The following is a 25,466-nucleotide window of genomic DNA, read 5'->3' on the forward strand; positions in this document are numbered from 1 at the left end:
TGGATTGAAATAAATACAAGATTATCAAATGGTACTATACCGCTGGTCGCGCCCCATACGGGCGCGTGGATTGAAATATAGCTTCAAGTAAAACTGTAGGTGTCATTATTTAGTCGCGCCCTTCATGGGCGCGTGGATTGAAATAAATACAAGATTATCAAATGGTACTATACCGCTGGTCGCGCCCCATACGGGCGCGTGGATTGAAATCTTATCCATCAATATCCTCTCCTTTTAAATCTTCGTCAGTCGCGCCCCATACGGGCGCGTGGATTGAAATTACTTCAAGTTTATCTTTATTCAGTCTTTTGCTTTTGTCGCGCCCCATACGGGCGCGTGGATTGAAATCGTCTGTTATTGTACATTTTTACACGAAATGATATTTTGCCCTACTTGGGCGAATGAATTGTAATTTTAAGGAGATGATAATGTGCTTGATCCTAAATATTTATCATATCTAACAAAGAAAAAAGCAAAGACTGAACTCGGTTATGAATGCATCGTTTTGACGAAGGACACGCCTAAGTATTTATTTGATGAGTACATGAAAATTGTCAAGGAGCAAGACGAAAGAATTGCTCGAGGCGAGCGAATAATTATGTATTAAGGCTTAGATTATTTTGGGTATATATTTACTAAGGAGTTGATATTATGAGGAAAAACTTGGGTGTTAAACCATATTTCATGCCGCTTCCTGTCTTGCTTGTAGCGACTTACAACGAAGACGGCTCTGCGAACGCCATGAATGCGGCTTATGGTACTTTGGGCGATTTTACTAAGGTTTCCATTTACATTGGCAAGGGCAAGAGGACCATAATCAATGCTATGCGTGAAAAGGCTTTCACTGTGTCTTTTGCGGATGAGGCTCACATGGTCGATGCGGACTACGTTGGCATGACTAGCGGAAACAAGGTTCAAAACAAGCTTGCGAAAACTTCTTTTGAAACGGCTAAGTCTGAGTTTGTGAATGCGCCTGTCATCACTAATCTACCTATGACTATTGAGTGCGAGCTTATTGACTACGATGAAGTGAGTGAGAACCTTATCGGCGAGATTAAAAATATTTCTATTGATGAGAAATATCTTCGTGAAGATGGCTCTATTGATACAGCTAAGATGAATCTCATTTTTTACAACGCTTGCGAAAACACTTATAATTTGTTAGGCGAAAAGCTTGCTAAGGCTTATGATATTGGCAAGAAGCTTATGGAATAGGAGGGCAATATGATTCTTATTGGATACAAAAAATGCACTACATGCAAGGGCATTGAAAAGATGCTTGATGAAAAGAATATAAAATACACTTACAGGGAGATTGACAAGGATGTTCCGACTGTGAAGGAACTAAAGGCGTGGCACAAGGCGTCGGATCTTGACATCAAGCGTTTCTTCAACACTTCGGGTCTTGTTTATAGGGACATGAATCTCAAGGACAAGCTGGCTGATATGAGTGAGGATGAAAAATACAAGCTTTTATCGACTAATGGCATGCTTGTGAAGAGACCGATACTTATCAAGGACGATGGCTCTTTCGTGGCTGTGGGTCCTGATGTAAAAAAATATTTAGCGTAAGAAAAACGGACTGGGTTCATCTCAGTCCGTTTTCATATGCATTTATTTAATTATTCCTAAATTTATTTTTGCTCTTAATACGCGCAAAACGTGTTCGTCGATATCTGTTTCTTTGATCTCGCCATTTGCCACTGCTGCCTTAACAGCTGCTATGTCATTAATAAAGTCTGTTGAGCAAAGCATGTCGGCGCCTGCCTTAAGTGCAAGTACTGCGGCATTCTTCTTGTCTACAAACTTCTTCACGCCTTGCATTGCCAAATCATCTGTGATGATGACGCCATCAAAGGCTAGTTCATCTCTTAAAATTTTATGAACTGCTGGGGATATGGATGCGGGCGCATTCTTATCCATGGCCTCTACTATATTGTGTGAGACAAGTACCATCGATGCCTTGGCGTCAATCCCTGCCTTGAATGGAAGAAAGTCTTCGCTCTTAAATTTTTCCACTGGTCTTTTGTCATGAACAAGGTCTGTGTGGGTGTCCTTGTTATTGCCATAGCCTGGGAAATGTTTTAGGACGCTGCCCATGTGCGCTTCGTTCATCACACTAACAACGCTTTTTACATATTCTGCGGTTTCGGCTGGGCTCTTCGCGAAGCTTCTTTTGTATATAAAGTCATTTTTATTCGTGGAAATATCTGCGACTGGCGCAAAATTTAGATTGATGCCAATGCTTTTTAATAGCTCTGATTTTTCTTTCGCGTCTTTTTTAATTCGCTCCATGCCGCCATGCTTATACAAATACTGCGGCGAGGCGAATGGATATTTACGGAAATTCTTGTTTGTGCTCACACGATTTACTGTGCCGCCTTCTTCGTCCACAGCTATGAACATAGGGATCGCCAAAGCATTTTGATAGCTTTGTATATTTTTTACTACTACGTCTTTCGTTTTGCCTTTAAAATCTCTTCCAAATAATATATAGCCGCCTAAGTGATGCTTCTTAGCGAGTGCTGCTGCATCTTTCTCGGGGCAGCGCGCGATAAATATCTGGCCAATCTTTTCATCTAAGGACATCTTTTCTAATATCTTTTCCTCTTTTGTCTTCTCTATGAGTTTTTTCTCCTCTATCGGCTTTGCCTTGTCATTTACTTTTGCTTCGCCATTTACTTTTGCCTTGTCATTTACTTTTGCTTCGTCATTTACTTTTGCCTCGTTTTGTAAATTTGCATCGTTTTTCGCCTTACACGTTACAAACACAGTCATTGACATAATAATAAAAAGTGTTAATAAAATTTTCTTTTTCATCTTATTTCACATTCCTTACGAGTATTGCCTTGATCTTGACGTCTTGAGAGCGCCACTTTGTCTCGTACTCGCTGATAAAGTCGTCTTGGAACTCATCTATCATCAAATCGTCCGTCTTGAAAAGTATCTCGAAGCCTTCGTTTTCAAAATATTTTAGCGACGCTTCATAAAGACCATAATCGTCGGTCTTGAGCCTAATAGTCCCATCGCGCTTAAGAATTTTTTTATACATCTTCAGTTGATCGGGGTAAGTTAATCTTCTTTTGTGCTGTTTATTTTTTGGCCATGGGTTCGGGAAGTTTATATAAATTTCTTCGACCTCATTATCAGCAAAGTACTCATCGACGTTTCTGATGTCTGCAAGCACCAGCCTTACGTTCGACGTGTCCTCTTCTTCAAGCATGCGCTTTGCATAAACGAGGCAGCCCTCTTCCATATCGATGCCGACGAAATTTTTCTCCTTAAATGTATTTTTCAAATAATTTATAAAGCTGCCCATGCCCGAGCCAAGTTCTAGGTAGATGGGACTATCATTGCCGAAGTCCTCATGCCATTTGCCATTGTTCTCCATGGGTCTGTATCTAAAGATGGGGCTCTCTTTAAGTTCAGGCAGCGCCCACCATTTTTTTCTCATTCTCATTTTATCACCAAGATTAGTTTAGCATATGATGGCTAAAATTGCAAGTTTGTGTTATAATATTTACATGAAGGGGGTTTATATATGTTAGCTCTTGTAAGTGGCGCTTCGCGAGGAATTGGCAGGGCCATAGCGATTGAGTTTGCCAAAAAAGGATACGATGTCTGCATCAATTACCATGAGCATGGTGATGAAGCGATGAAAATTTTAGATGAGGTTAAAAAATATTCTAACGGCTTTGTTTATGGGGCAGACGTTTCAAATTATGATGAAGTTTGTAAATTAAAGGAAGAAATATTTAAAAGATATAAAAGAATTGATGTGCTTGTGAATAATGCGGGCGTGGCTTTGACTAAGCTTGTGCAAGAAACGAGCGAAGAGGAATATGATTATGTATTTAACACGAATATGAAGGGCGTCTTCAACATGACTAAGGCTTTTATTAAGCCGATGATACATGAGGGCGCAGGATGCATAATTAACGTAACGAGCATGTGGGGCGAGACGGGAGCCGCGATGGAGACTGTTTATAGCGCATCGAAGGGAGCTGTCATCGCTTTTACTAAGGCGGTCGCGAAGGAAGCAGCACCATCGGGCGTGAGAGTGAACGCCATAAGCCTAGGCTGCATAGCAACGGACATGATGAAGGTGTATTCAGAGGCTGAAATAGATATGCTTCGTGATGAAACGCCGCTTGAGGCCATCGGAACGGCAGAGGACGCGGCGAAGGCGGCAGTTTTCTTAGCATCACAGGACGCAAAATTCATTACGGGCGAAGTGCTTCGTGTGAACGGGGGATTTTATATATGAAAAAAAAGAAAACTCTTCCAATTATAATCATCGCTCTGCTATTAGCCATAAATATATTTACTCTTTTATTTTTAAATATAGTAAATGTTACTGGTGATAGCATGGCGCCTGTGGCAAATGATGGGGATAAATTTCTTGCGATTAAAAAGCCTTTATTCAGTGATATTAAAAGAGGCGATATTGTCGGAGCAAGGTCTGAAGCCCTAGGCATTGACATGATTAAAAGGGTAGTGGGTCTGCCAGGTGAACATGTTGAAGTGACAAGAAAAGAAGGACTTTTGATAAATGGCAAGAGAATTTACGAGACTTATCTTGAAGATAAATATATGAATGATTTTTCTTGGGTAGATAGGGACAATGGCTGGACGCTTGCTGATGATGAGGTCTTTTTAATGGGTGACAATAGGGCTATAAGTACTGACTCGAGGTCTTTTGGACCACTTAAGATAGATGAAATTGATCATAAGATAGTATTGAAACTGAAAGATAGCAAAAAAAGATAGGGACTATAAAGTCTCTATCTTTTTTGATATAGCGGGTATCATTTGTTTTTTTCTTGAAAGAAGTCCATCGACTGTAAACTCGTTATCTACAAGCTCTTTATCGAAGGCTGAGGCGATGCTTTCTTTGTACGAGCCTTGCACTAAAACTAGTGAATACTCTTTAAGTATATCAGTTATCATCAGTACGAATGTGTCTTCTTGATTCTTTTCTATCGTTTCTTTCATCAGATTTAGTAAATCATCTTTTCTCTTTTTCACTTCATCCATATCCATGGTCATGACTTGAGCGACGCGTATCTTTTTCTTCGCGATATTAAATGACTTCACATCCATCTTTAGTAGGTCTTCACTCGCTACGTCCTTGATGCTTGCCGCTTCAGTAAACATATCTATAGCGTAGACATCTGGATCGATGCTAGCTATTGGCGCAAGAAAGTCTATCATTTTCGCGTCTGTCCTCGTGCTTGTTGGAGATTTTAATAAAAGTGTGTCTGAGATGATGGCTGAGATTAATAGCCCAGCTATATGCTTTGGAATTACTATGCCATTCTCAATAAACATCTTTGTGATGATGGTAGCTGTCGAGCCCAATGGCTCGTTCCTAAAGTATAGTGGCAGCTTTGTCTCGACGTTGGCAACTCTGTGGTGGTCGATGATTTCAAGGATTTCAGCCTCTTCAATGTCGTCGACGGATTGAGTTCTTTCGTTGTGATCGACTAGGATGATGTTTTTCTTCTTATCGTCAAGCAAGTGATAACGGCTGACTGTGTTTATGACGTTGCCGTCGTTATCAAGGACTGGGAAGCAGCGGAACCTGTTTTTGTTCATCTCGGCCTTGACGTCCGAAACAAAATCTTGTATGTGGAAGGTCTTGATGCCATCCTTTGTCATCGCGTACGACACGGGCACGCTCAGTGGAAGTACCCTCGATGCCATGAAGGAGTCGTACTCAGTCGATATGATGCTGATGCCTTTTTCCTTCGCCAAATTTAAGATTTTCTCGCTTATGTCGAAGCCACCAGTCACTATCATGCAAGAAACGTTTCTCTTGATCGCGTCTTCTTGAGCGTCCTCTCTGTCGCCGAGTATAACGACATCGTCTGCTTCGATACGATCCTCAATCATCTTTGGGTCCATAGCGTATATCGCCATGCGGCCAAGAGGCTTTCTGTAGCCATCGTTAATGACGGTACCCTTTAAGACCTCAACAACATTTTTAAATGGCGTATCAGCCTTGCTAAGGATTGTGTCGTCAAAGATGTTTGTATAAATCTCTGTGATATCCTTAAGACCTATGATGCCACTCATCTTTCCGGCCTTGTCAATGACTATGAGTACATAAGCATTCTTCTCGCGAAGTAAGTTAATCGCTTCGTATAGAGAGGCGTCCTCGTCTATAAGCACGGCGTCATCAAGATCAACATCCTTTAATTTTATCTTCATCGTTGTTAATAGCTTTGGCTCGTCTACGCCAAAGTGCTTTAAAACGAATTTTGTTTCCTTATTTAAATCGCCGAGCCTAACTGCTTTTGCATCGTATTTGCCAAGACTATTGACAAGGTAAGCGTAGGAGATAGCACTCGCGATTGAATCCGTATCAGGTACCTTATGACCTGAGACGTAAACTTTTTTATTCATTAAATCACCTTCCATATTATATTCATATACTATAACACATTTTGATGAAAAAATAAAGGATTTAGTAGTTAATTTTGCAAAAAGCCTTGAAAAATTATTTCGATTGTAGTAAAATTGATTGATATAAAAGAAAAGAGGTACTTATGTCAAAGAATTATGAAATAAATATGACGGAGGGAAAACTCCTTCCAAAGTTAATAAAGTTTTCGATACCCTTGATGCTATCGAGCACCTTGCAGCTATTCTTTAACGCCGCCGATGTTATAGTTGTCGGACGTTACGCAGGGGACGCTGCACTTGCCGCAGTTGGATCGACCGGCGCATTGATTAACCTACTCATCAATTTATTCATCGGTATATCGATAGGCGCGAGCGTGCTTATGGGTCAGGCGATAGGTAAGGGCTCATACAAGGACGCGCAAGATACGCTTCATACGTCGATGCTATCGGGTTTACTTGGCGGCTTCATCATGATAGCCGTCGGCTACTTTTCAGCAAGGCCAATGCTTGAACTGATGCAAACACCCGAGGAAGTCATTGATCTAGCGACACTTTATATGCAGATCTACTTCATGGGCATGCCGGGATTTATGATATATAACTTCGGCGCCTCGATACTTAGAGCAGCAGGCGACACAAAGAGGCCGCTTTACTATTTAGCCATCTCAGGCGTTATGAACATAGTTTTAAATTTATACTTTGTAATAGTTTTAAAGAAGACAGTTGACGGAGTTGCTCTTGCTACCATCATCTCAGAAGCTTTCTCAGCCGTGCTAATAGTTTTGTGCTTGATGAAGAGCGACGGCTACTTGAACTTAAAGCTAGATAAATTAAAGATGGATTGGAAAAAGTTTGGCGAAATGCTTAGGATAGGATTGCCATCAGGCTTTACAGGGGCACTATTTAGTATATCCAATATGCTTATACAATCCTCAATCAACTCCTTCGGTAAGCTTGTTGTCGCTGCAAACACTGCAGCTGGCAACATCGAAGGCTTCGTCTTTATGGCGATGGATGCCATTTACCAAGCCTCACTATCATTTGCCTCGCAAAATATGGGTGCAAAAAAGCTTGACAGAGTTGACGAGATACTTAAGACAACCATCGTCATGGTGTCAGTCGTGGGTCTAGTCCTAGGCATAGGCGCTTATCTAGCAGGTAATTTCTTACTAAAATTATATACACCAAACCCAGAAGTTATCGAGATCGCGATGCTAAGGCTAGGTGTCATATCGACAACATATTTACTTTGCGGCATCATGGACGTTTACTCAGGTGTAATACGCGCGATGGGTTACTCATTAACACCTATGATCATAGCTGTCGTATGCATTTGCGGCTTTAGAATATTGTGGATTATGAGTGTATTTCAAAAGTATCACGAGCAATGGATTTTGTATATCTCATATCCATTGTCCTGGTTATTGACTACCATAGTCTACGTCTTTACTTATATCTATGTGAAGAAGAAGGTTAAAGAACGTTTTGCCTTGGAAGAAAATAATTAGGCGAAGGGCTTGACAAAAACGAAAATTATATATATAATGATTAGTGAACTTAATAAGTCTCATAAAGAGTGACGGAGGGAATAGGCCCTATGAAGTCCGGCAACCTGCTAGCAAGGTGCCAAATCCTACAGCGCAGCTGAAAGATGAGAAGAACGAACCTTCAGCTATGAAGGTTTTTTTATTTTACAAGATGCGCCGCGAGAATATATTTGCGGCTTTATATTAGAAAAATTTATAAAAATTAATAAGGAGGAAGATTATGTATAAAAAACTATTTACATCTGAATCGGTTACAGAAGGTCATCCTGACAAGGTTTGCGACCAAATATCAGATGCAATTTTGGATGAGATACTAGAAAAAGATCCAGAGGCGAGATGCGCGATCGAAACAACTGCATCAACTGGCTACGTTTTAGTATCAGGACAAATCACAACAAACTGCTACGTTGATATACAAGCGGTAGTTAGAAGGGTTATAGCTGACATAGGCTACACTAGAGGAAAATTCGGTTTCGATGCAGAAAATTGCGCTGTACTTGTATCGATCGAAGAACAATCTAAGGATATAGCACTAGGCGTTGACAAGGCGCTTGAGACTAAAGAAAAATCAAAAGATAAATATGATTTAATAGGTGCAGGCGACCAAGGTATGATGTTTGGCTACGCTTGTAATGAGACAGAAGTTTATATGCCACTAGCCATATACTTATCACATAAGCTAGCAAGAAGGCTAGCTGAAGTGCGTAAGGACGGCACACTAAGCTACTTAAGACCAGACGGAAAGACACAAGTAACTATCGAATACGATGGAGACAAGCCAAAGAGAGTCCACACTATAGTTGTTTCTACTCAACATAAAGAAGGCGTTAGTCTTGACAAGATTAAGAAGGACATCATAGAACACGTTATAAAACCAGTAGTTGATCCAAAACTAATTGATGACGAAACTATCATCTACGTGAACCCAACAGGACGTTTCGTTATAGGCGGACCAAAGGGAGACACAGGTCTAACAGGTAGAAAGATTATCGTTGACACATACGGCGGCTACTGCAGACATGGCGGAGGAGCCTTCTCAGGAAAGGACGCTACAAAGGTAGATAGATCCGCTTCATACGCAGTAAGACACGTTGCGAAAAATTTAGTAGCAGCAGGCCTTTGCGATAGATGCGAAATACAAGTTTCATACGCAATAGGCATAGCAAAGCCGATATCCATAAACGTAGATACATTTGGAACAGGCAAGATCGAAGAGACAAAGATACTTGAGATAGTTGAAAAAGTATTCGACCTTCGTCCAGCCTTCATCATCGACTACTATGACCTAAGAAAACCAATTTTCCACAAGATTACTAACTACGGCCACTTCGGTCGTGACGATATAGATCTTCCTTGGGAAAGATTAGAAAAAGTTGACGAGATCAAAAAACTTGCTGGAGAAATTAAATAGTATATAAATTATATATATAATAGGAAGAGAACTATGAGCGACGTGCCCATAGTTCTTTTTTGCTTGTGAAAATGGATGGTATATGCCGAGCGATAGACATATGATGGGAGGTAGACATATGCCGGGCGATAGACATATGACAAGAGGTAGATATATGACGGACGATTGCTTTACGCCGCGTGATTCTTTAATCGCGTCCATCGTTTTGCGCCTACTTTGATATTCGTGAAAGCATTAGCACGGCAAAAGATATTACAAAAAATTAATATTTTATACATTTCACTTATATACTCACTTCTATAAAGATAAAATAAAATATACATAAATAAATTTATATATATGTGATACTTTTACTTGACATATGATTTTATTCGTTATATAATGCAAAATAATCGTTGAAACATAGTAAATATCACGGTTTACGGATTAATATATTTTGAAAATCGTAATAAGAATTAATGAAAGAAGGGGAATCATGAAAAAAGGAAGGAAAATATTAGCTTGTTTGATTTTGATGGTGCTAGTACTAAGCCAAGTGCCAACAAACTTGCTTGTTCGCGCAGAAGAAGGCGAAGAAACGAAATATAATTTAAGTTTCGAGCTTGAAAGAGATGCGAGTGCTTTAAACGAAATTTATCAAAAGCATAATGAGGCTGAGAATGAAAGTGAAAAGGCAGATGAAGAGGCTAGTGATAAAGAGGCCGATGGCGAAGCAGATGCAAATAAAGATAACGAGACAGTAGTTGATTTAAGTCAAGAAACAGAAGCTGAAGAAAATTCATCTGAAGAAACAAAGCCAGTAGACGAAGCAAAACCAACAGAAGAAACAAATGATGAAGCTGATTCAGCTGCAGATGAAGGCGAAGAAGCAGTAGTCTTGCCATCAGGCGGAGGCGAAGGCTCTGCGAAAGAAAAGGCAGAAGAAGTAAAGGACCTAAATATCACATATACACTTCACATAAAAGGCGAAACTGAAAAGACTATGGAAAAGATAGTCACTTATTCAGTAGAAAAAGCCGATTTCCTTGGAGATCTAAAATTCGAAGGCATTGAAACATTAAGCAATGAGCTAGAAGTGAAGTATTACAGTAAAGAAGATGGATCAAGCTTTGACGAGAAATCTGAAAATTTTGATTTGTATTTAGAAACAAACTCAGAAAAAACTGTATTAGAATTACCAAGAATAGGCGAAAAAGAAGATTCACTAAGAGTAAAGGAAAGTAATTTTGAAGAATCAATAGAAATAAACGAAGAAAAAGTTAATGAAGCAGCGGGTAATCCAAACGCTACAGCAATTTATCTAAATGGAACATCAGGTAATGACGACAACGACGGACTATCTATAGAAAATCCTGTAAAGACATTTGCAAGAGCAAAGACATTAGCTACAGCAAATCAAAATATTGAAAAAATAATAGTAACTGGTCAAACATATATTGAAGGAGATATTTCATTATCTGGAACAAATGCAAAAGTAATTAGAAGCATTGATTACAATGGATTTTTATTTAGCGTTCCAAGTGGAAAAACTGTTACACTATCAAATATTATTATAGATGGTAATTATGATGTAAATAAAAACATTGGAAAGTCATTAATTGAAGTAAAATCAGATGCAACACTTAATATTAATGAAGGTGCTGTATTAAGAAATAACAAGATAATGGATATTAAAAACACAGCTTCACGAGGCGGAGCAATAAATGCATTTAATGCGACTATCAATATGACTGGAGGATCTGTAGAAAAAAATCAAGCAACATATGGTGGAGGAATTTATTTATATGGATCTACAATGAATTTCTCTGGCGGCATCGTTCAAAAAAATAGATCGGAACGAGTTATTGATTATGCATATGGCAAACAAGTTTATTCTGCTGGCGGGGGCATAATAGCTAACGAGGGGTCAACTATCAATATGTCGAGTGAAGCCAAAGTATTGAATAATTTTGCGGCTGAAATAGGCGGAGGTATTAGCTTGGGAAGCAACCAAGTAGGAGCTGGAAACACTTTAAATATGAATGGCGGTAAAATTGATGGTAATACAGCAGGTTCATCTGGCGGAGGAATTTTTATACAGGCAAAATATGGTAGAGGAGGAGCATCGAAAGCTTTTATTAGTGGCGGCCAAATTACCAATAACAAAATGGATGGAAGTGGAGTAACATATATGGCTTTTGGCGGCGGCGGTATCTATGTAAATGGTGCTACTTCCAAATATGGCGGGAATGGATACTTATATTTAACAAATGCTATAATAACAAATAATAAAGCTGATTACCAAGGCTCTGGGTACGCTGCTTGCCCTATATCAAAAACTACGATATATGTTAATGATGGTGTTGCTTTGTATGAAAACAAATCAAAAGATTTGTATATTTACTGTAATACTAGTGAAGAAGAATATCTTACACATGCTGGCAACCCTAATTATTGGCTTTCAAAACGAATGCTTGGTGGACCATTGTATGAATGGATAGATTTAAAAAATGGTAAATTATTACCAGAAGAAAATTATGAAACGTTCGTGGAAATTGAACAACATCATGATTATATTCATTTATATACAAAAAACAAAGCAAATAACTTTACAAATGCACTTGCAAAGGTCTATATAACTGGCAATGAATCAGCAACAAGAGGAGCTGGTATAGGAAGTAACGGAACAGTTATATTTGGAACTGATAATAAGACTACAGAATTAAAAGTTAAAAAAGAATGGAATGATGACAACAATAAAGATGAAAAACGTCCAAGCTCTATAAAGGTCAAATTGATGGCTAGTATTGAGGGAGATAGTAATAAATATGAAGTGGAAACCATTGAGCTTAACGAAGAAAACCAATGGAGCTATGAATTTAAAGATCTTCCATCTGAAAGCAATAAAAAAGAAATTAAATATACAGTAAAAGAAGCTGGCGAAAAAGAAGGCAAAATCACTTTCGATGGCAAAGAATTTAAAGTAAGCTATTCTGGAGACGAAAAAGATGGTTATACTATCACAAACACACCTGAAGAACCTGATAAAGAAACAAAAGAAATCAAAGTAAGTAAAGTTTGGGATACAGCTGACAAAAAAGCCTTTGCAAATGAAATCACTGTTGAATTATATAAAAACAATGAAAATACAAAAAAAACATTAATTTTAAACGCAGAAAACGAATGGAAAGGCAGCTTTAAAGATCTTGACATTAAAGACAAAAACGATAATGAAATTACTTACACTATAAAAGAAGCTGGCGAAACATATGGCAAAATCAATTTTGATGGCAAAGAATTTAAAGTAAGCTATTCTGGAAACGAAAAAGATGGCTACACTATCACAAATAGCTACTATCCACCAGAAGAGCCAAATAAAGAATACAGAGACATCTTTGTAGAAAAAGCTTGGGAGATAAGAGGCATGAAGCCTATTAGCCATATCGAAGTAGAATTATATAGAGACGGAGAAGCTACTGGAAATACTCTAGTCTTAAGCGAAGCGAGTGGCTGGAGCGGAAGCTTTAAGAACTTAGAGAAAGCCTCTGATGGCGGACACATCTATGACTATAGCGTTAAAGAAATTGGCGAAAAGTTCTACACTGTAGAAATATCTGGTGAATACTACGAAGTTATATACAGAGGCAATATGGATAGTGGCTTCACTATAATCAATAGAGAAGAGCCAAAGAAGCCTCAAAGAAGAAACATAAGAGTTGTAAAAGTTTGGGACGTCACAAATGAAATACCAGTTGATGAAATTCAAGTTGAGCTATACAAAGACGGAAGAGCAACAGGAAATGTGATTACACTTAGCAAGGCTAATGGCTGGAGGGGACGCTTCGAAGACTTACTTGCTTATGACGCGGAAGGCGTTAAATACGAGTACAGCGTAAGAGAAGTGGGCGAAGCATCGCGCATGATTAGCATATCAGGCAGTGACTACGATGTTAGCTACGCTGGCGATATGGATCACTCATTTATAATCACAAACAGAGAAAATATTCCGCCAAAGAAAAAGACTGAAGTAAGAGTAAGTAAAACTTGGGAAACAAGTGGCGAGACAGAAGCGGTTCAAGCTGAATTATATATGGACGGAGCTGCTACAGGTAAGACTATCACACTTAGTGAGGCTAATGGCTGGAGCGGCGCCTTTACTGATCTTGATCTAGAAGACGCTAAAGGCAATAAGCACGTATACACTGTTAAGGAAATAGGTGAAGCAGGGGGCCAATACACAATTGGCGAAAGAGTATTTACTGTTAGCTACTCAGGCGATATGCATAGTGGCATCACAATAATCAATACTGAAGAACCACCTGAAGAAGAAAGAGAAAAGGAACCGCCTAAACCAAAGCACAAGGACAAACCTGACGAGCCAAAAGAAAAAGAAACACCACCTGAAAAACACTTAATACCAAAGACTGGTGTTGAAGAAGAAACTTTATCCATAATCTTAGCACTACTTGTTCTAGTCGGACTATTCTTTGTAAAGAGAAAAATTAATGAGGGTAAAAGTAAATAGATTTTAGAAGATATCTGCTAGGCGATATATATGCTTAGCAGATATATTTTATATATAATAGGAAGAGAACTATGAGACGCGTTGCCATAGTTCTTTTTTTCTTGTGAAAATGGATGCCATATGCCGAGCGATTGCCATATGACGCGCGATAGATATATGACGGGAGGTAGATATATGACTGGAGGTAGACATATGACGAGCGATTACTTTATGACGGGCGATTCGTTAATCGTGTAAATCGTTTTGCACCTACTTCGATTTTGGCAAAACCATAAGCAAGGCAAAAACGCTTTAGCAAAATTGTAAAAATATTTTAATTATTTGCAAAAAAATGCTTGACATTTGTCTTGACTTATTATATAATTATAAATTGCATAATTAGGATTTAAAATGGGTTTTTATTCTCAAAATCTTAGTTTAGGGTACGACATATAGTAGGTTATTTTGATAAGGGGTGAATATTTGGATGCTACATCCTGTTGAAAACGGAAAAAGAACTAGAATGAGTTATTCTAGGATAAAAGAAGCTTGCGAGATGCCAAATTTTATTGAGGTACAAACTGCATCGTTTGACTGGTTTTTACATGACGGCTTAAAGGAAGCTTTTGACGACATATCACCTATTGATGACAATGGTGGTAGCTTAGTATTGGAGTTTGTCAATTATACTATAGGAAAGGAACTAAAGTATACTGAAGAAGAGTCCAGAATTAAGGACACAAACTACAGTGCTCCTCTTAGAGCAAGGGTTAGACTAATTAACAAAGACACTGGAGAGGTTAAAGAGCAAGAAGTATTTATGGGAGACATACCTATCATGACTGATAAGGGTACTTTCATAATCAATGGTGGAGAAAGGGTTGTTGTTTCACAAGTCGTTCGTTCGCCAGGCTGCTACTACAAGAAGGAAATCAATAAGAATGGTGAGCTTGATTACAGCGCAACTATCATACCAAACCGTGGGGCTTGGCTTGAATTTGAAACTGATGCGAGTGGCGCTTTATATGTAAAGATTGATAAGAACAGAAAAGTTATCATCACATCACTTCTTAGAGCTTTAGGTGTTGTTTCTGATCTTGAAATTGTTGAAACATTAGGTGAAACTAATGATTTACTAACAACTCTTGAAAAGGATACTGCAAAGACTCAAGACGAGGCTTTGATTGAGATCTACAAGAGACTTAGACCAGGCGAACCAGAAGCCGTAGACAGTGCTAAATCACTACTTAATAATCTATTCTTTGACCCTAAGAGATACGACTTAGCTAAAGTCGGAAGATATAAGTTCAACAAGAAGCTATCTATAGCAAGAAGGATAGAAAATCACACTCTTGCCATGGATGCGGTGAACCCTATCACAGGTGAATTAATCTATGAAAAGGGCACTCATCTTGATAGACCTATGGCGCAAAAGATTGAAGATAACTTTGTTAATACCATTGACATAGTTTTGGATAATGGTGAAGAGATCAGGGTTGTAGGTAATAACTTTGTATATCCTGAAGCTTTTGATACAAAGGTTAATTTTGAAGAGCTTGGACTTAAGGATAAGATTTATGCACCACTAATGCATGAACTTATGGACGAAGCTAAGGACGACGAAGAGCTTAAAAACTTAATCATAGAAAATATTAAAGAAATATATCCAAAGAGAATTGAAATTGATGACATAATCAGCGCTATCAACTACCAATTCAACTTAATGCGTGGCGTTGGTCAATTTGACAACATCGACCACCTAGGTAACAGACGTGTAAGAAGCGTTGGCGAATTACTTCAAAATCAATTCAGAATCGGTCTTTCCAGAATGGAGAGAGTTATTCGTGAAAGAATGACTACTCAAGACCCTGAAGCTGCTACTCCTCAAAGTCTTATCAACATAAGACCAGTAGTTGCCTCACTTAAGGAGTTCTTCGGTTCATCACAACTTTCTCAATTCATGGACCAAACTAACCCTCTTAGTGAGTTAACTCATAAGAGAAGAATGTCTGCTTTAGGACCTGGAGGACTTTCAAGGGATAGAGCTGGCTTTGAAGTAAGAGATATTCATAACTCACAATACGCTAGAATGTGCCCTATCGAAACGCCAGAAGGACCAAACATCGGCCTTATCACATCACTTGCATCATTTGCAAGGATCAATGAATATGGTTTTATCGAAGCTCCTTATAGAAAGGTAGAAAAAGGTACAGGAAAAGTTACTGATGAGATTGAATACATCAGCGCTGATGTTGAAGATGAGTGCATCATAGCTCAAGCTAACGAGCCAATTGACGAAAAAGGCTACTTTAAAAACGACATCATTGTTGCTAGAAGTAAGGCTGAAAACGATACTTTGATGGACATGTTCAAAAAAGAAGAAATCGATTACATGGACGTTTCACCTAGACAAATAGTTTCAGTTGGTACAGCGATGATACCATTCTTGGAAAACGACGACGCAAACCGTGCACTAATGGGCTCAAACATGCAAAGACAAGCAGTTCCACTACTTATGACAGAAGCACCTATCGTTGCGACTGGTATTGAGTATAAGGCTGCTAAGGACTCAGGCGTATGTGTTGTCGCTAAAAACGACGGTATTGTTAAAAAAGTTGATGCGAAGAGCATCGTTATTGAAAATAAAGACAAGAACATTGATTCATATAAATTAATCAAATTTACAAGCTCTAACCAAGGCACTACTATTAACCAAAGACCTATAGTACAAGCGGGCGAAAAGGTTAAGAAGGGCGATGTAATTGCGGACGGACCAAGCACTAACCTTGGTGAAATGTCACTAGGAAAGAACATCTTAGTAGCGTTTATGACTTGGGAAGGCTATAACTATGAAGACGCGATACTAATCAACGAAAGACTTGTTTATGAAGATGTATTGACATCTATTCACATAGAAGAATACGAATCAGAATCAAGAGATACAAAGCTTGGACCTGAAGAAATTACTAGAGATATTCCAAACACAAGTGAAGAGCTTCTTAAGAACCTTGACAAAGACGGTATCATAAGGATCGGAGCTGAAGTTAAGGCTGGAGACATCTTAGTTGGTAAGGTTACTCCTAAGGGAGAAAAGGATTTACCTGCTGAAGAAAGACTGTTAAGAGCTATATTTGGAGAAAAATCAAGAGAAGTAAGAGATACATCTCTTAAGGTGCCTCACGGCGAAGCTGGTATAGTTGTTGACGTTAAGGAATTTACAAGAGAAAATGCTGATGAACTATCACCTGGCGTAAACAGGATGGTCAGAGTATATATCGCTACAAAGAGAAAGATCTCTGTTGGTGACAAGATGTGCGGTAGACACGGTAACAAGGGTGTTATTTCAAGAATACTTCCTGAAGAGGACATGCCATACTTACCAGACGGCACACCACTACAAATCCTACTAAACCCAATGGGTGTACCATCTCGTATGAACCTTGGACAAGTACTTGAAGTTCACTTGGGTATGGCGGCTAAAAAGCTTGGTATGTACGTTTCAACACCAGTATTTGACGGTGCTAACGAAAACGACATACTTGAAGCGCTTGACAAGGCAGGATACCCTAAGAGCGGTAAAATCTATCTAAGAGACGGAAGAACAGGAAAGTTATTCGACAATCCAGTAACAGTTGGTTACATGTATATGCTTAAGCTTCACCACTTAGTTGACGAAAAGATTCACGCAAGAAGCATCGGACCTTACTCACTAGTTACTCAACAACCACTTGGTGGTAAGGCACAATTTGGCGGACAAAGATTCGGGGAAATGGAAGTTTGGGCCCTTGAAGGTTATGGTGCAAGTCACGTTCTTCAAGAGATATTAACTGTTAAGTCCGACGATATCAATGGCCGTGTTAAGACATACGAAGCCATTGTTAAAGGAAAGAACATTCCAGAACCAGGTATACCTGAATCATTCAAGGTACTTGTAAAGGAACTTCAAAGTTTACTTCTTGACGTTAAGGTCCTTGACCAAGACGACAATGAGATGGAACTTGATGATGAAGATGATTTCATGAACGAAAGAGAAATCATTGCAGGCGACTTCAAGAGCATGGACACTGATTATAAAGAAGATGAAGAATTTGTAAACTTCTTTGACGAAGAATCATCCAAGGGCACAGATGATGAAGATGACATTGATTACGACGAAGATGATGTGGATGAAGATGACTACGATGAAGATGACGATGAAGACATCGAAGAGGATATTGACGAAGATTTCGAAGATATAGATGAAGAAGATTTGGACATGGACGACGATCTAGACATAGGCAGCGACATCGACGAGATTGATGAAGACCTAGACTTAGATGACGATAGTTCTTTGTAGAAAGACAAGGAGGAAGGTAATTTGTTCGAATTAAATAAATTTAACAGTATTCAAATAGGCCTTGCATCAAGCCAAGACATCAGAGAGTGGTCTAAGGGAGAAGTTAAAAAACCAGAAACAATAAATTACAGAACATTAAAGCCAGAAGCAGAAGGCTTGTTCTGTGAAAAGATATTTGGACCTGTAAAAGACTGGACTTGTCACTGCGGTAAATACAACAAGATTAGATACAAAGGCATGATATGCGATAAGTGCGGCGTTGAAATCACAAGAGCTAAGGTAAGACGTGAAAGGATGGGCCACATAGAGCTTGCTAGTCCATGTACACACATTTGGTACCTTAAAGGAACACCTTCAAGGATAGCCATAGTACTTGACGTTTCACCAAAAGAGCTTGAACACGTTGTTTACTTCGCTTCATATATAGTTATGGATCCAGGCAAAACTGGCTTAAAGTATAAACAAATCTTAAATGAACAAGAATATTCAGAAGCTATAGATATGTTTGGCTACGGCTCATTCGATGCTAGGATGGGTGCAGAAGCTATACTTGAATTGCTTAAGGCCATAGACCTAGATAAAGAAGCACAAGAATTAACAGAAGAGCTTGAAGGCGCATCCACACAAAAGAAGATTAAAGTTTTAAGAAAGCTTGAAACTATCGAATCATTCAGACAATCAGGCAACAGACCTGAGTGGATGGTTATCGAAGCACTTCCAGTTATACCACCAGATTTAAGACCTATGGTTCAACTAGACGGCGGTAGATTTGCGACAAGCGATTTAAACGATTTATATAGAAGAGTTATCAACAGAAACAACAGACTTAGAAGACTACTTGAACTAAACGCACCAGAAATCATTACAAGAAACGAAAAGAGAATGCTTCAAGAAGCAGTTGACGCACTGATTGATAACGGCAGACGCGGAAGAGCAGTAACTGGTCCTGGCAACAGACCGCTTAAGTCTCTATCCGATATGATAAAGGGTAAACAAGGTAGATTTAGACAAAACTTACTAGGTAAGAGAGTTGACTACTCAGGTAGATCTGTAATTGTTGTAGGACCTAAGCTAAAGTTCTACCAATGCGGTCTTCCTAAGATGATGGCACTAGAACTGTTCAAGCCATTTGTTATGAGAAGACTTGTTGAAACAGGCAAGGCTCATAACATTAAGAGCGCTAAGAGAATGGTAGAGAGAGCTAAATCAGATATTTGGGACGTACTTGAATACGTTATCAAGGATCACCCAGTACTATTAAACAGGGCACCGACTCTTCACAGACTTGGTATTCAAGCCTTTGAACCAGTTTTAGTTGAAGGTAAGGCTATCAAGCTACATCCATTGGTATGTTCAGCATATAACGCGGACTTCGACGGTGACCAAATGGCGGTGCATCTACCACTATCAATAGAAGCACAAGCTGAAGCAAGATTATTAATGCTTTCAATTAACAATATCTTAGCACCAAAGGATGGTAAGCCAATTTCAATACCATCACAAGACATGGTACTAGGCTGCTATTACATGACACTTGACATAGAAGGAAGCAAGGGTTCAGGCCACATCTTCGAAGATTACGACGAGATGATAAAGGCTTATCAATTAGGACTTATAGACCTACACGCAAGAGTTAAGGTTAGAGTAAAAATTGATGAAGAGGACAGAGGCAAACTAGTTGAATCAACTGTTGGAAGATTCATTCTTAATAAGAAGATACCTCAAGACCTTGGCTTTGTAAATAGAGAAGAAGATCCATACTCACTAGAAATTGACAGAGTTGTTTCAAAGAAGACTCTCGGAACTATACTTGATAAGTGCTATCAAAAACACGGTAACATCGTTACTAGTAAGCTACTAGACCACATCAAATCAACTGGTTATAAGCACTCAACACTTTCAGCAGTATCTATATCTATGGCGGACGTTGTAGTTCCTAAGGAAAAGACTGAGCTTATAGACAAGGCACAAAAGGAAGTAGAAAAGTACGAAAGAGCTTACAGAGACGGTTTCATGACTGAAGAAGAAAGATACGAAGGCGTTATCAATATTTGGAACGGCATCACTGATGAAGTTACTGAAGCGCTTATGAAGTCACTAGATCCATTAAACAACATCTTCATCATGGCGGACTCAGGAGCCAGAGGTAGTAAGAACCAAATCCGTCAATTAGGTGGTATGCGTGGTCTGATGGCATCATCAACTGGTAAGACAGTAGAAATCCCTATCAAGTCAAACTTTAGAGAGGGACTATCAGTACTAGAGTTCTTCCTATCTTCACACGGTTCTAGAAAGGGTCTATCAGACATCGCCTTGAAGACAGCAGACTCTGGTTACCTAACAAGAAGATTAGTTGACGTATCTCAAGACGTTATAGTAACGGAAGACGATTGCCATACTGATGAAGGACACACTGTTAGAACTATAAGAGATGGCAAAGAAATTCTTGAAGAGCTAGAAGAAAGACTTGTAGGCAGATATGCTTTTGAAGATATAGTAAATCCAAAAGATGGTTCAATCATCGTAAAGAAGGACGAACTTATAGATGAAGAGACAGCTCACTTTATTCAAGAGATAGGCATAGAAGAAGTTAAGGTAAGAAGCGTTCTTACTTGTCAAACTAAGCACGGCGTTTGCGCTAAGTGCTACGGAAGAAACTTAGCAACAGGCAATATCGTAAACATTGGTGAATCAGTTGGTATCATCGCCGCTCAATCAATAGGCGAGCCAGGTACACAGCTTACAATGAGAAACTTCCACTCAGGTGGGGTAGCCAACGCAGACGATATCACTCAAGGTCTTCCAAGAGTTGAAGAACTTTTCGAAGCTAGAAAGCCAAAAGGACAAGCGCAAATCGCTCAAATTTCAGGTACTGTATCAATCAATGAAGACGATCCACAACAAAGAGTCATTGTTATTACAGATGACAAAGAAGGCATCGCAGTTGATCATCCTGTAAATTATGCGGCAAGACTTAAAGTTCATGAAGGCGACTACATCGAAAAAGGTAAAGAAATCACAGAAGGTAACGCATCACCTCAAGAAATCATGAAGGTTCTTGGCGTAGAAGGCGTTGAAGACTATATAATAAAAGAAGTACAAAGAGTATATAGAATGACAGGTATCGATATCAATGACAAGCACATTGAAATCATCTGTAAACAAATGCTTAAGAAAGTAAGGATAGAAGCACAAAACGATTCTTCATTCTTACCAGGAGCACTTGTAAACATATACGACTTCATTCATGAAAACAAAAAACTTAAAGAAGAAGGCAAAGTACCAGCAGAAGGTAAGAGAATATTACTTGGTATATCCAAGTCATCACTAGCAACAGATTCATTCTTATCAGCAGCTTCATTCCAAGAAACAACAAGAGTATTAACAGAAGCAGCCATCAGAGGTAAGAAAGATGAGTTAGTAGGACTTAAGGAAAACGTTATCATAGGTAAGATCATACCAGCAGGTACAGGCATGCTTAAGTACAGAAACATCAAAGTTAAAGAAGACGAAACAGTTTTGAAGAAACAATTAGAAGAAGAACAAAAGAGAAAGAAGAGAGAGATAGACGACACAAATCTATTCAAAGACTTTGATGAAGATGAAAAAGAAAAGAAGACTAAGAAAGAAGAAGATAAAAAAGAAAATGAAGAGGTAAAAGATAATCAAGACGCTATCGAACTAGACAAGATTATCAAAGACCTACTTAATGAAGAAAAAGAAAGAAAGTCTTCTAAAGATAATTAGTATATTTAAAAAATAAATATAAGTGGAGACAGTCAAGATATTTTACCTAAATTTAACGAAAAATATCTTGACTTTTTCCGTAATGCGTGGTACAATTCTCTTATGTGTGAAAGTTCACGCTATTAATAGAGCTAAAGGAGGATGCTTAATGGATACCGACACCTTGGGGCCGAATTGTGTAGTAGGCTATAAACAGGTAACAAGGGGGCTAAAATCCGATCTCTTTAAACAGGTTTTTATCGCTCTTGATGCAGATAAGCACATAAAGACGCTTATCGAAGAAGAGGCAAGTAAAAACTCTGTTGATGTTGTTTATGTAAACACAAAAGAAGAGCTTGGAAAACTCTGTGGTATTGAAATAAACGCAGCTGCCGCTGCTTTATTAAAATAAATTTTTATGTAAGGAGGTGCTTTGATGCCAACGATTAATCAATTGATCAAAAAAGGAAGATCAAAAGTAGTTTACAAATCTAAATCACCAGCTTTAGATACAACTTATAACTCACTTAAGAAGAAACAATCTTTAGTAAATGCTCCACAAAAAAGAGGAGTATGTGTTGCTGTAAAGACAGTTACACCTAAGAAGCCAAACTCTGCCTTAAGAAAAGTTGCTAAAGTTAGACTAGTTAATGGATATGAAGTTTCAGCTTACATCCCAGGAATTGGTCACAACTTACAAGAACACAGTGTTGTTCTTATAAGAGGTGGAAGAGTAAAAGACCTTCCCGGCGTACGTTACCACATAATTAGAGGTACACTAGATACAGCTGGAGTTGAAAACAGAAGACAAAGTAGGTCTAAATACGGTTCTAAGAAACCTAAAGAAGAAAAGAAGTAAAAAACATTTTTAGTCGTTGAAATGCAAAGCATTAAATAGATGATGAGCATTTTGGCGCTAGACGGCTTTTAGAGATTTGCCGAGTACCAATGAATCTACTAAGATAGTTAAGGAGGGAAGAAAAAGTGCCAAGAAAAGGACACGTGCCTAAACGTGAAGTAATGCCTGACGCAAGATACAATGATGTTGTAGTAACAAAGTTAATAAACTCAATCATGCTAGACGGCAAAAAAGGCTTAGCTCAAAGCATAGTTTACGGGGCATTTGATATAGTTGCAGAAAAGACAGGTGAAGACGCTCTTGAACAATTCTACAAGGCTATGAATAACATCATGCCAGTACTAGAAGTTAAGGCAAGACGTATTGGTGGTGCCAACTACCAAGTTCCATTGGAAGTAAGACCTGAAAGAAGACAAACTCTAGCAATAAGATGGCTTGTACAATACTCCAGAGCAAGAGGAGAAAAGACAATGACTGAAAGATTAGCAAAAGAGTTGATGGACGCAGCCAACGGTCAAGGAGCTTCTGTTAAGAAGAGAGAAGAAGTTCACAGAATGGCTGAAGCAAATAAAGCATTTGCACATTATAGATATTAATAATAAGGGGGAAAACTTGTGCCAAGAGAAATTGCACTAAAAGATGTCAGAAACATCGGTATTATGGCGCACATTGACGCAGGTAAAACAACCACAACAGAAAGAATTCTATTCTATACAGGAAAGATTCATAAGATAGGAGAAACTCATGAAGGTGCTGCTACCATGGACTTCATGGCGCAAGAACAAGAAAGAGGTATCACTATCGGTTCAGCAGCAACAACATGTTACTGGAAAAACCACAGAATCAATATTATAGATACACCGGGCCACGTTGACTTTACAGTTGAAGTTGAACGTTCCCTAAGAGTTCTAGACGGTGCGGTTGCTTTATACGACGCTAAAGGGGGAGTTGAACCTCAAAGCGAGACTGTATGGCGTCAAGCAGACAAATACGGTGTACCTAGACTTGCATTTGTTAATAAAATGGACGTCGTAGGTGCAAACTTTGACAGAACACTAAAGATGATGAGAGAAAGATTAAACGCTCATCCAATAGCTGTTCAATTACCAATAGGTAAAGAAGATACATTTAGAGGTATCATAGACCTAATCGCAATGAAAGCTGAATTATACGAAGACGATCTAGGAACAGTGATCCAAGAATCAGACGTTCCAGAAGATCTAGTAGAAACAGCTAAAAAATATAGAGAAGAAATGATCGAAGAAATCGCTGATTTCGACGAAGAAGTTATGGAACTTTACTTAAATGGTGAAGACGTTCCTAACGACATGATAAAAAAAGTATTAAGAAGAGAATGCGTTGCAAACCAAGTAACACCAGTTCTATGCGGTAGTGCATATAAAAACAAAGGTGTACAATTCCTTCTAGATGCTATAGTAGACTATTTGCCATCACCTATCGATATACCAGCAGTTACTGGTACAGATAGAGACGGAGAAATAACTGAAAGACCAGCATCAGATACTGAACCATTAGCAGCATTAGCATTTAAGATAGTTACAGACCCATTCGTAGGTAAACTTGCTTATGCAAGAATCTACTCAGGCGTTCTAAAGAGCGGTTCTTATGTATTTAACTCATCAAAGGGTAAGAGAGAAAGAATCGGACGTATCGTATTAATGCATGCTGATAAGAGAGAAGAAATCGAAGAAGCATATGCAGGATCCATCGTTGCTATAGTAGGATTAAAGCTTACAGGTACTGGTGATACACTATGTGCTGAAGACAAACCAATCATATTAGAAGATATGGAGTTCCCAGAACCAGTTATCTCAGTAGCGATAGAACCAAAGACAAAAGCTTCACAAGATAAGATGACACAAGCACTACTAAAGCTTGCTGAAGAAGACCCAACATTTAGAACATATACAGATGAGGAAACAGGTCAAACAATCATCGCCGGCATGGGTGAACTTCACCTAGAAATCATTGTAGACAGACTTTTAAGAGAGTTCAAAGTAGAAGCAAACGTTGGTAATCCACAAGTTGCATACAAAGAATCAATCAAGTCAGCTGCAGAAGGCGAAGGTAAATACGTTAAACAATCAGGCGGTCGTGGACAATACGGTCACGCAAGAATCAAAATCGAACCACAACCAGCAGGAAAAGGTTACGAATTTGTTAACGCAATCGTTGGTGGAGCTATTCCAAAAGAATACATCGGACCAGTTGACCAAGGTATACAAGAAGCACTACAATCAGGTGTTATTGCTGGATACCCAGTACTTGATGTAAAAGTTACACTATACGATGGTTCATACCACGAAGTCGACTCATCAGAAATGGCATTTAAGATTGCCGGTTCTATGGCAATAAAAGATGCACTAAAGAAAGCAACACCTACACTACTTGAACCTATGATGAAAGTTGAAGTTACTACACCAGAAGAATACATGGGAGACGTAATTGGCGACTTGAACTCAAGAAGAGGTAGAATAGAAGGTATGGAACTTGATAACGGAGCTCAACACGTAAAAGCATTCGTTCCACTTTCAGAAATGTTTGGATACGCAACAAGCCTTAGAAGTAACACACAAGGTAGAGCTAACTACTCAATGCAATTCGATCACTACGATCCAGTTCCAAACAGTATATTAGATAAAGTCATTGGTAATAAATAATTTTTATAGGAGGTA

General features: G+C 38.7%; 17 protein-coding genes, 1 CRISPR repeat array and 1 riboswitch. Of the genes, 14 read left to right on the forward strand and 3 right to left on the reverse strand.

Annotation, left to right across the window (positions count from 1 at the left end; translation table 11 throughout):
* Positions 1–45: 45 nt before the first annotated feature.
* Positions 46–348: direct repeats of the CRISPR family, unit length 32 nt; unit sequence GTCGCGCCCCATACGGGCGCGTGGATTGAAAT.
* Positions 349–430: 82 nt separating this feature from the next.
* From AC1EJ0_RS01295 to AC1EJ0_RS01305, 3 genes are read left to right on the forward strand one after another with little or no spacing between them, the layout of a single operon-like run.
* Positions 431–607: a hypothetical protein gene (locus AC1EJ0_RS01295; protein WP_480023100.1), complete on the forward strand. Its 177-nt coding sequence runs from the start codon at positions 431–433 to the stop codon at positions 605–607.
* Between the two features lie 44 nt (positions 608–651).
* Positions 652–1,215 carry a flavin reductase family protein gene (locus AC1EJ0_RS01300; protein ID WP_480023099.1) on the forward strand — a complete coding sequence of 188 codons (564 nt, stop codon included), beginning with the start codon at positions 652–654 and terminating at the stop codon, positions 1,213–1,215.
* Positions 1,216–1,224: 9 nt separating this feature from the next.
* Positions 1,225–1,572 carry a Spx/MgsR family RNA polymerase-binding regulatory protein gene (locus AC1EJ0_RS01305; RefSeq protein WP_480023098.1) on the forward strand — a complete coding sequence of 116 codons (348 nt, stop codon included), beginning with the start codon at positions 1,225–1,227 and terminating at the stop codon, positions 1,570–1,572.
* Between the two features lie 42 nt (positions 1,573–1,614).
* On the opposite strand, the gene AC1EJ0_RS01310 is transcribed toward AC1EJ0_RS01305, so the two are convergent.
* Entirely contained in the window at positions 1,615–2,820 is a 1,206-nt protein-coding gene (locus AC1EJ0_RS01310; protein ID WP_480023097.1) for a glycoside hydrolase family 3 N-terminal domain-containing protein, read from the reverse strand.
* A gap of 1 nt (position 2,821) precedes the next feature.
* On the reverse strand, positions 2,822–3,460 hold the full coding sequence (gene trmB, locus AC1EJ0_RS01315) for a tRNA (guanosine(46)-N7)-methyltransferase TrmB (RefSeq protein ID WP_480023096.1): 639 nt from the start codon (positions 3,458–3,460) through the stop codon (positions 2,822–2,824).
* A gap of 81 nt (positions 3,461–3,541) precedes the next feature.
* Between trmB and ymfI the strand changes: the two genes are divergently transcribed.
* Together ymfI and lepB are read left to right on the forward strand one after the other, a co-directional pair.
* Positions 3,542–4,267: an elongation factor P 5-aminopentanone reductase gene (gene ymfI / locus AC1EJ0_RS01320; RefSeq protein ID WP_480023095.1), complete on the forward strand. Its 726-nt coding sequence runs from the start codon at positions 3,542–3,544 to the stop codon at positions 4,265–4,267.
* Complete coding sequence (lepB, locus tag AC1EJ0_RS01325; protein WP_480023094.1) at positions 4,264–4,770, forward strand: signal peptidase I; 507 nt, start codon at positions 4,264–4,266, stop codon at positions 4,768–4,770. Before ymfI ends, lepB begins: the two co-directional genes overlap by 4 nt.
* Before the next feature lie 3 nt (positions 4,771–4,773).
* Here lepB and AC1EJ0_RS01330 read toward each other — a convergent pair whose 3' ends face one another.
* Positions 4,774–6,408, reverse strand: coding sequence for a putative manganese-dependent inorganic diphosphatase (locus AC1EJ0_RS01330; protein WP_480023093.1), 1,635 nt, complete (start codon positions 6,406–6,408; stop codon positions 4,774–4,776).
* A gap of 143 nt (positions 6,409–6,551) precedes the next feature.
* On the opposite strand from AC1EJ0_RS01330, the gene AC1EJ0_RS01335 reads away from it, so the two are divergent.
* From AC1EJ0_RS01335 to fusA, 9 genes are all read left to right on the forward strand, one after another.
* Positions 6,552–7,916, forward strand: a complete 1,365-nt coding sequence (locus AC1EJ0_RS01335; protein ID WP_480023092.1) for an MATE family efflux transporter — start codon at positions 6,552–6,554, stop codon at positions 7,914–7,916.
* A gap of 56 nt (positions 7,917–7,972) precedes the next feature.
* Positions 7,973–8,066, forward strand: a riboswitch (SAM riboswitch).
* Between the two features lie 109 nt (positions 8,067–8,175).
* Complete coding sequence (gene metK, locus AC1EJ0_RS01340) at positions 8,176–9,366, forward strand: methionine adenosyltransferase (RefSeq protein WP_480023091.1); 1,191 nt, start codon at positions 8,176–8,178, stop codon at positions 9,364–9,366.
* Between the two features lie 475 nt (positions 9,367–9,841).
* On the forward strand, positions 9,842–13,870 hold the full coding sequence (locus AC1EJ0_RS01345) for a Cna B-type domain-containing protein (protein ID WP_480023090.1): 4,029 nt from the start codon (positions 9,842–9,844) through the stop codon (positions 13,868–13,870).
* A 466-nt stretch (positions 13,871–14,336) separates the two neighbouring features.
* Positions 14,337–18,185, forward strand: coding sequence for a DNA-directed RNA polymerase subunit beta (rpoB, locus tag AC1EJ0_RS01350; protein ID WP_480023089.1), 3,849 nt, complete (start codon positions 14,337–14,339; stop codon positions 18,183–18,185).
* A gap of 21 nt (positions 18,186–18,206) precedes the next feature.
* Positions 18,207–21,932, forward strand: a complete 3,726-nt coding sequence (gene rpoC / locus AC1EJ0_RS01355; protein ID WP_480023088.1) for a DNA-directed RNA polymerase subunit beta' — start codon at positions 18,207–18,209, stop codon at positions 21,930–21,932.
* 148 nt (positions 21,933–22,080) lie between these two features.
* Entirely contained in the window at positions 22,081–22,323 is a 243-nt protein-coding gene (locus tag AC1EJ0_RS01360) for a ribosomal L7Ae/L30e/S12e/Gadd45 family protein (protein WP_480023087.1), read from the forward strand.
* 24 nt (positions 22,324–22,347) lie between these two features.
* Positions 22,348–22,770: a 30S ribosomal protein S12 gene (gene rpsL, locus AC1EJ0_RS01365; protein ID WP_058259475.1), complete on the forward strand. Its 423-nt coding sequence runs from the start codon at positions 22,348–22,350 to the stop codon at positions 22,768–22,770.
* 125 nt (positions 22,771–22,895) lie between these two features.
* Positions 22,896–23,366 (forward strand): 30S ribosomal protein S7, encoded by a 471-nt coding sequence (gene rpsG, locus AC1EJ0_RS01370; RefSeq protein WP_058259474.1) that lies wholly within the window; start codon positions 22,896–22,898, stop codon positions 23,364–23,366.
* Positions 23,367–23,384: 18 nt separating this feature from the next.
* Positions 23,385–25,451: an elongation factor G gene (gene fusA, locus AC1EJ0_RS01375; RefSeq protein WP_480023086.1), complete on the forward strand. Its 2,067-nt coding sequence runs from the start codon at positions 23,385–23,387 to the stop codon at positions 25,449–25,451.
* Positions 25,452–25,466: the final 15 nt, after the last annotated feature.

It is taken from the genome of Fenollaria sp. C0166D3 (assembly GCF_056590255.1).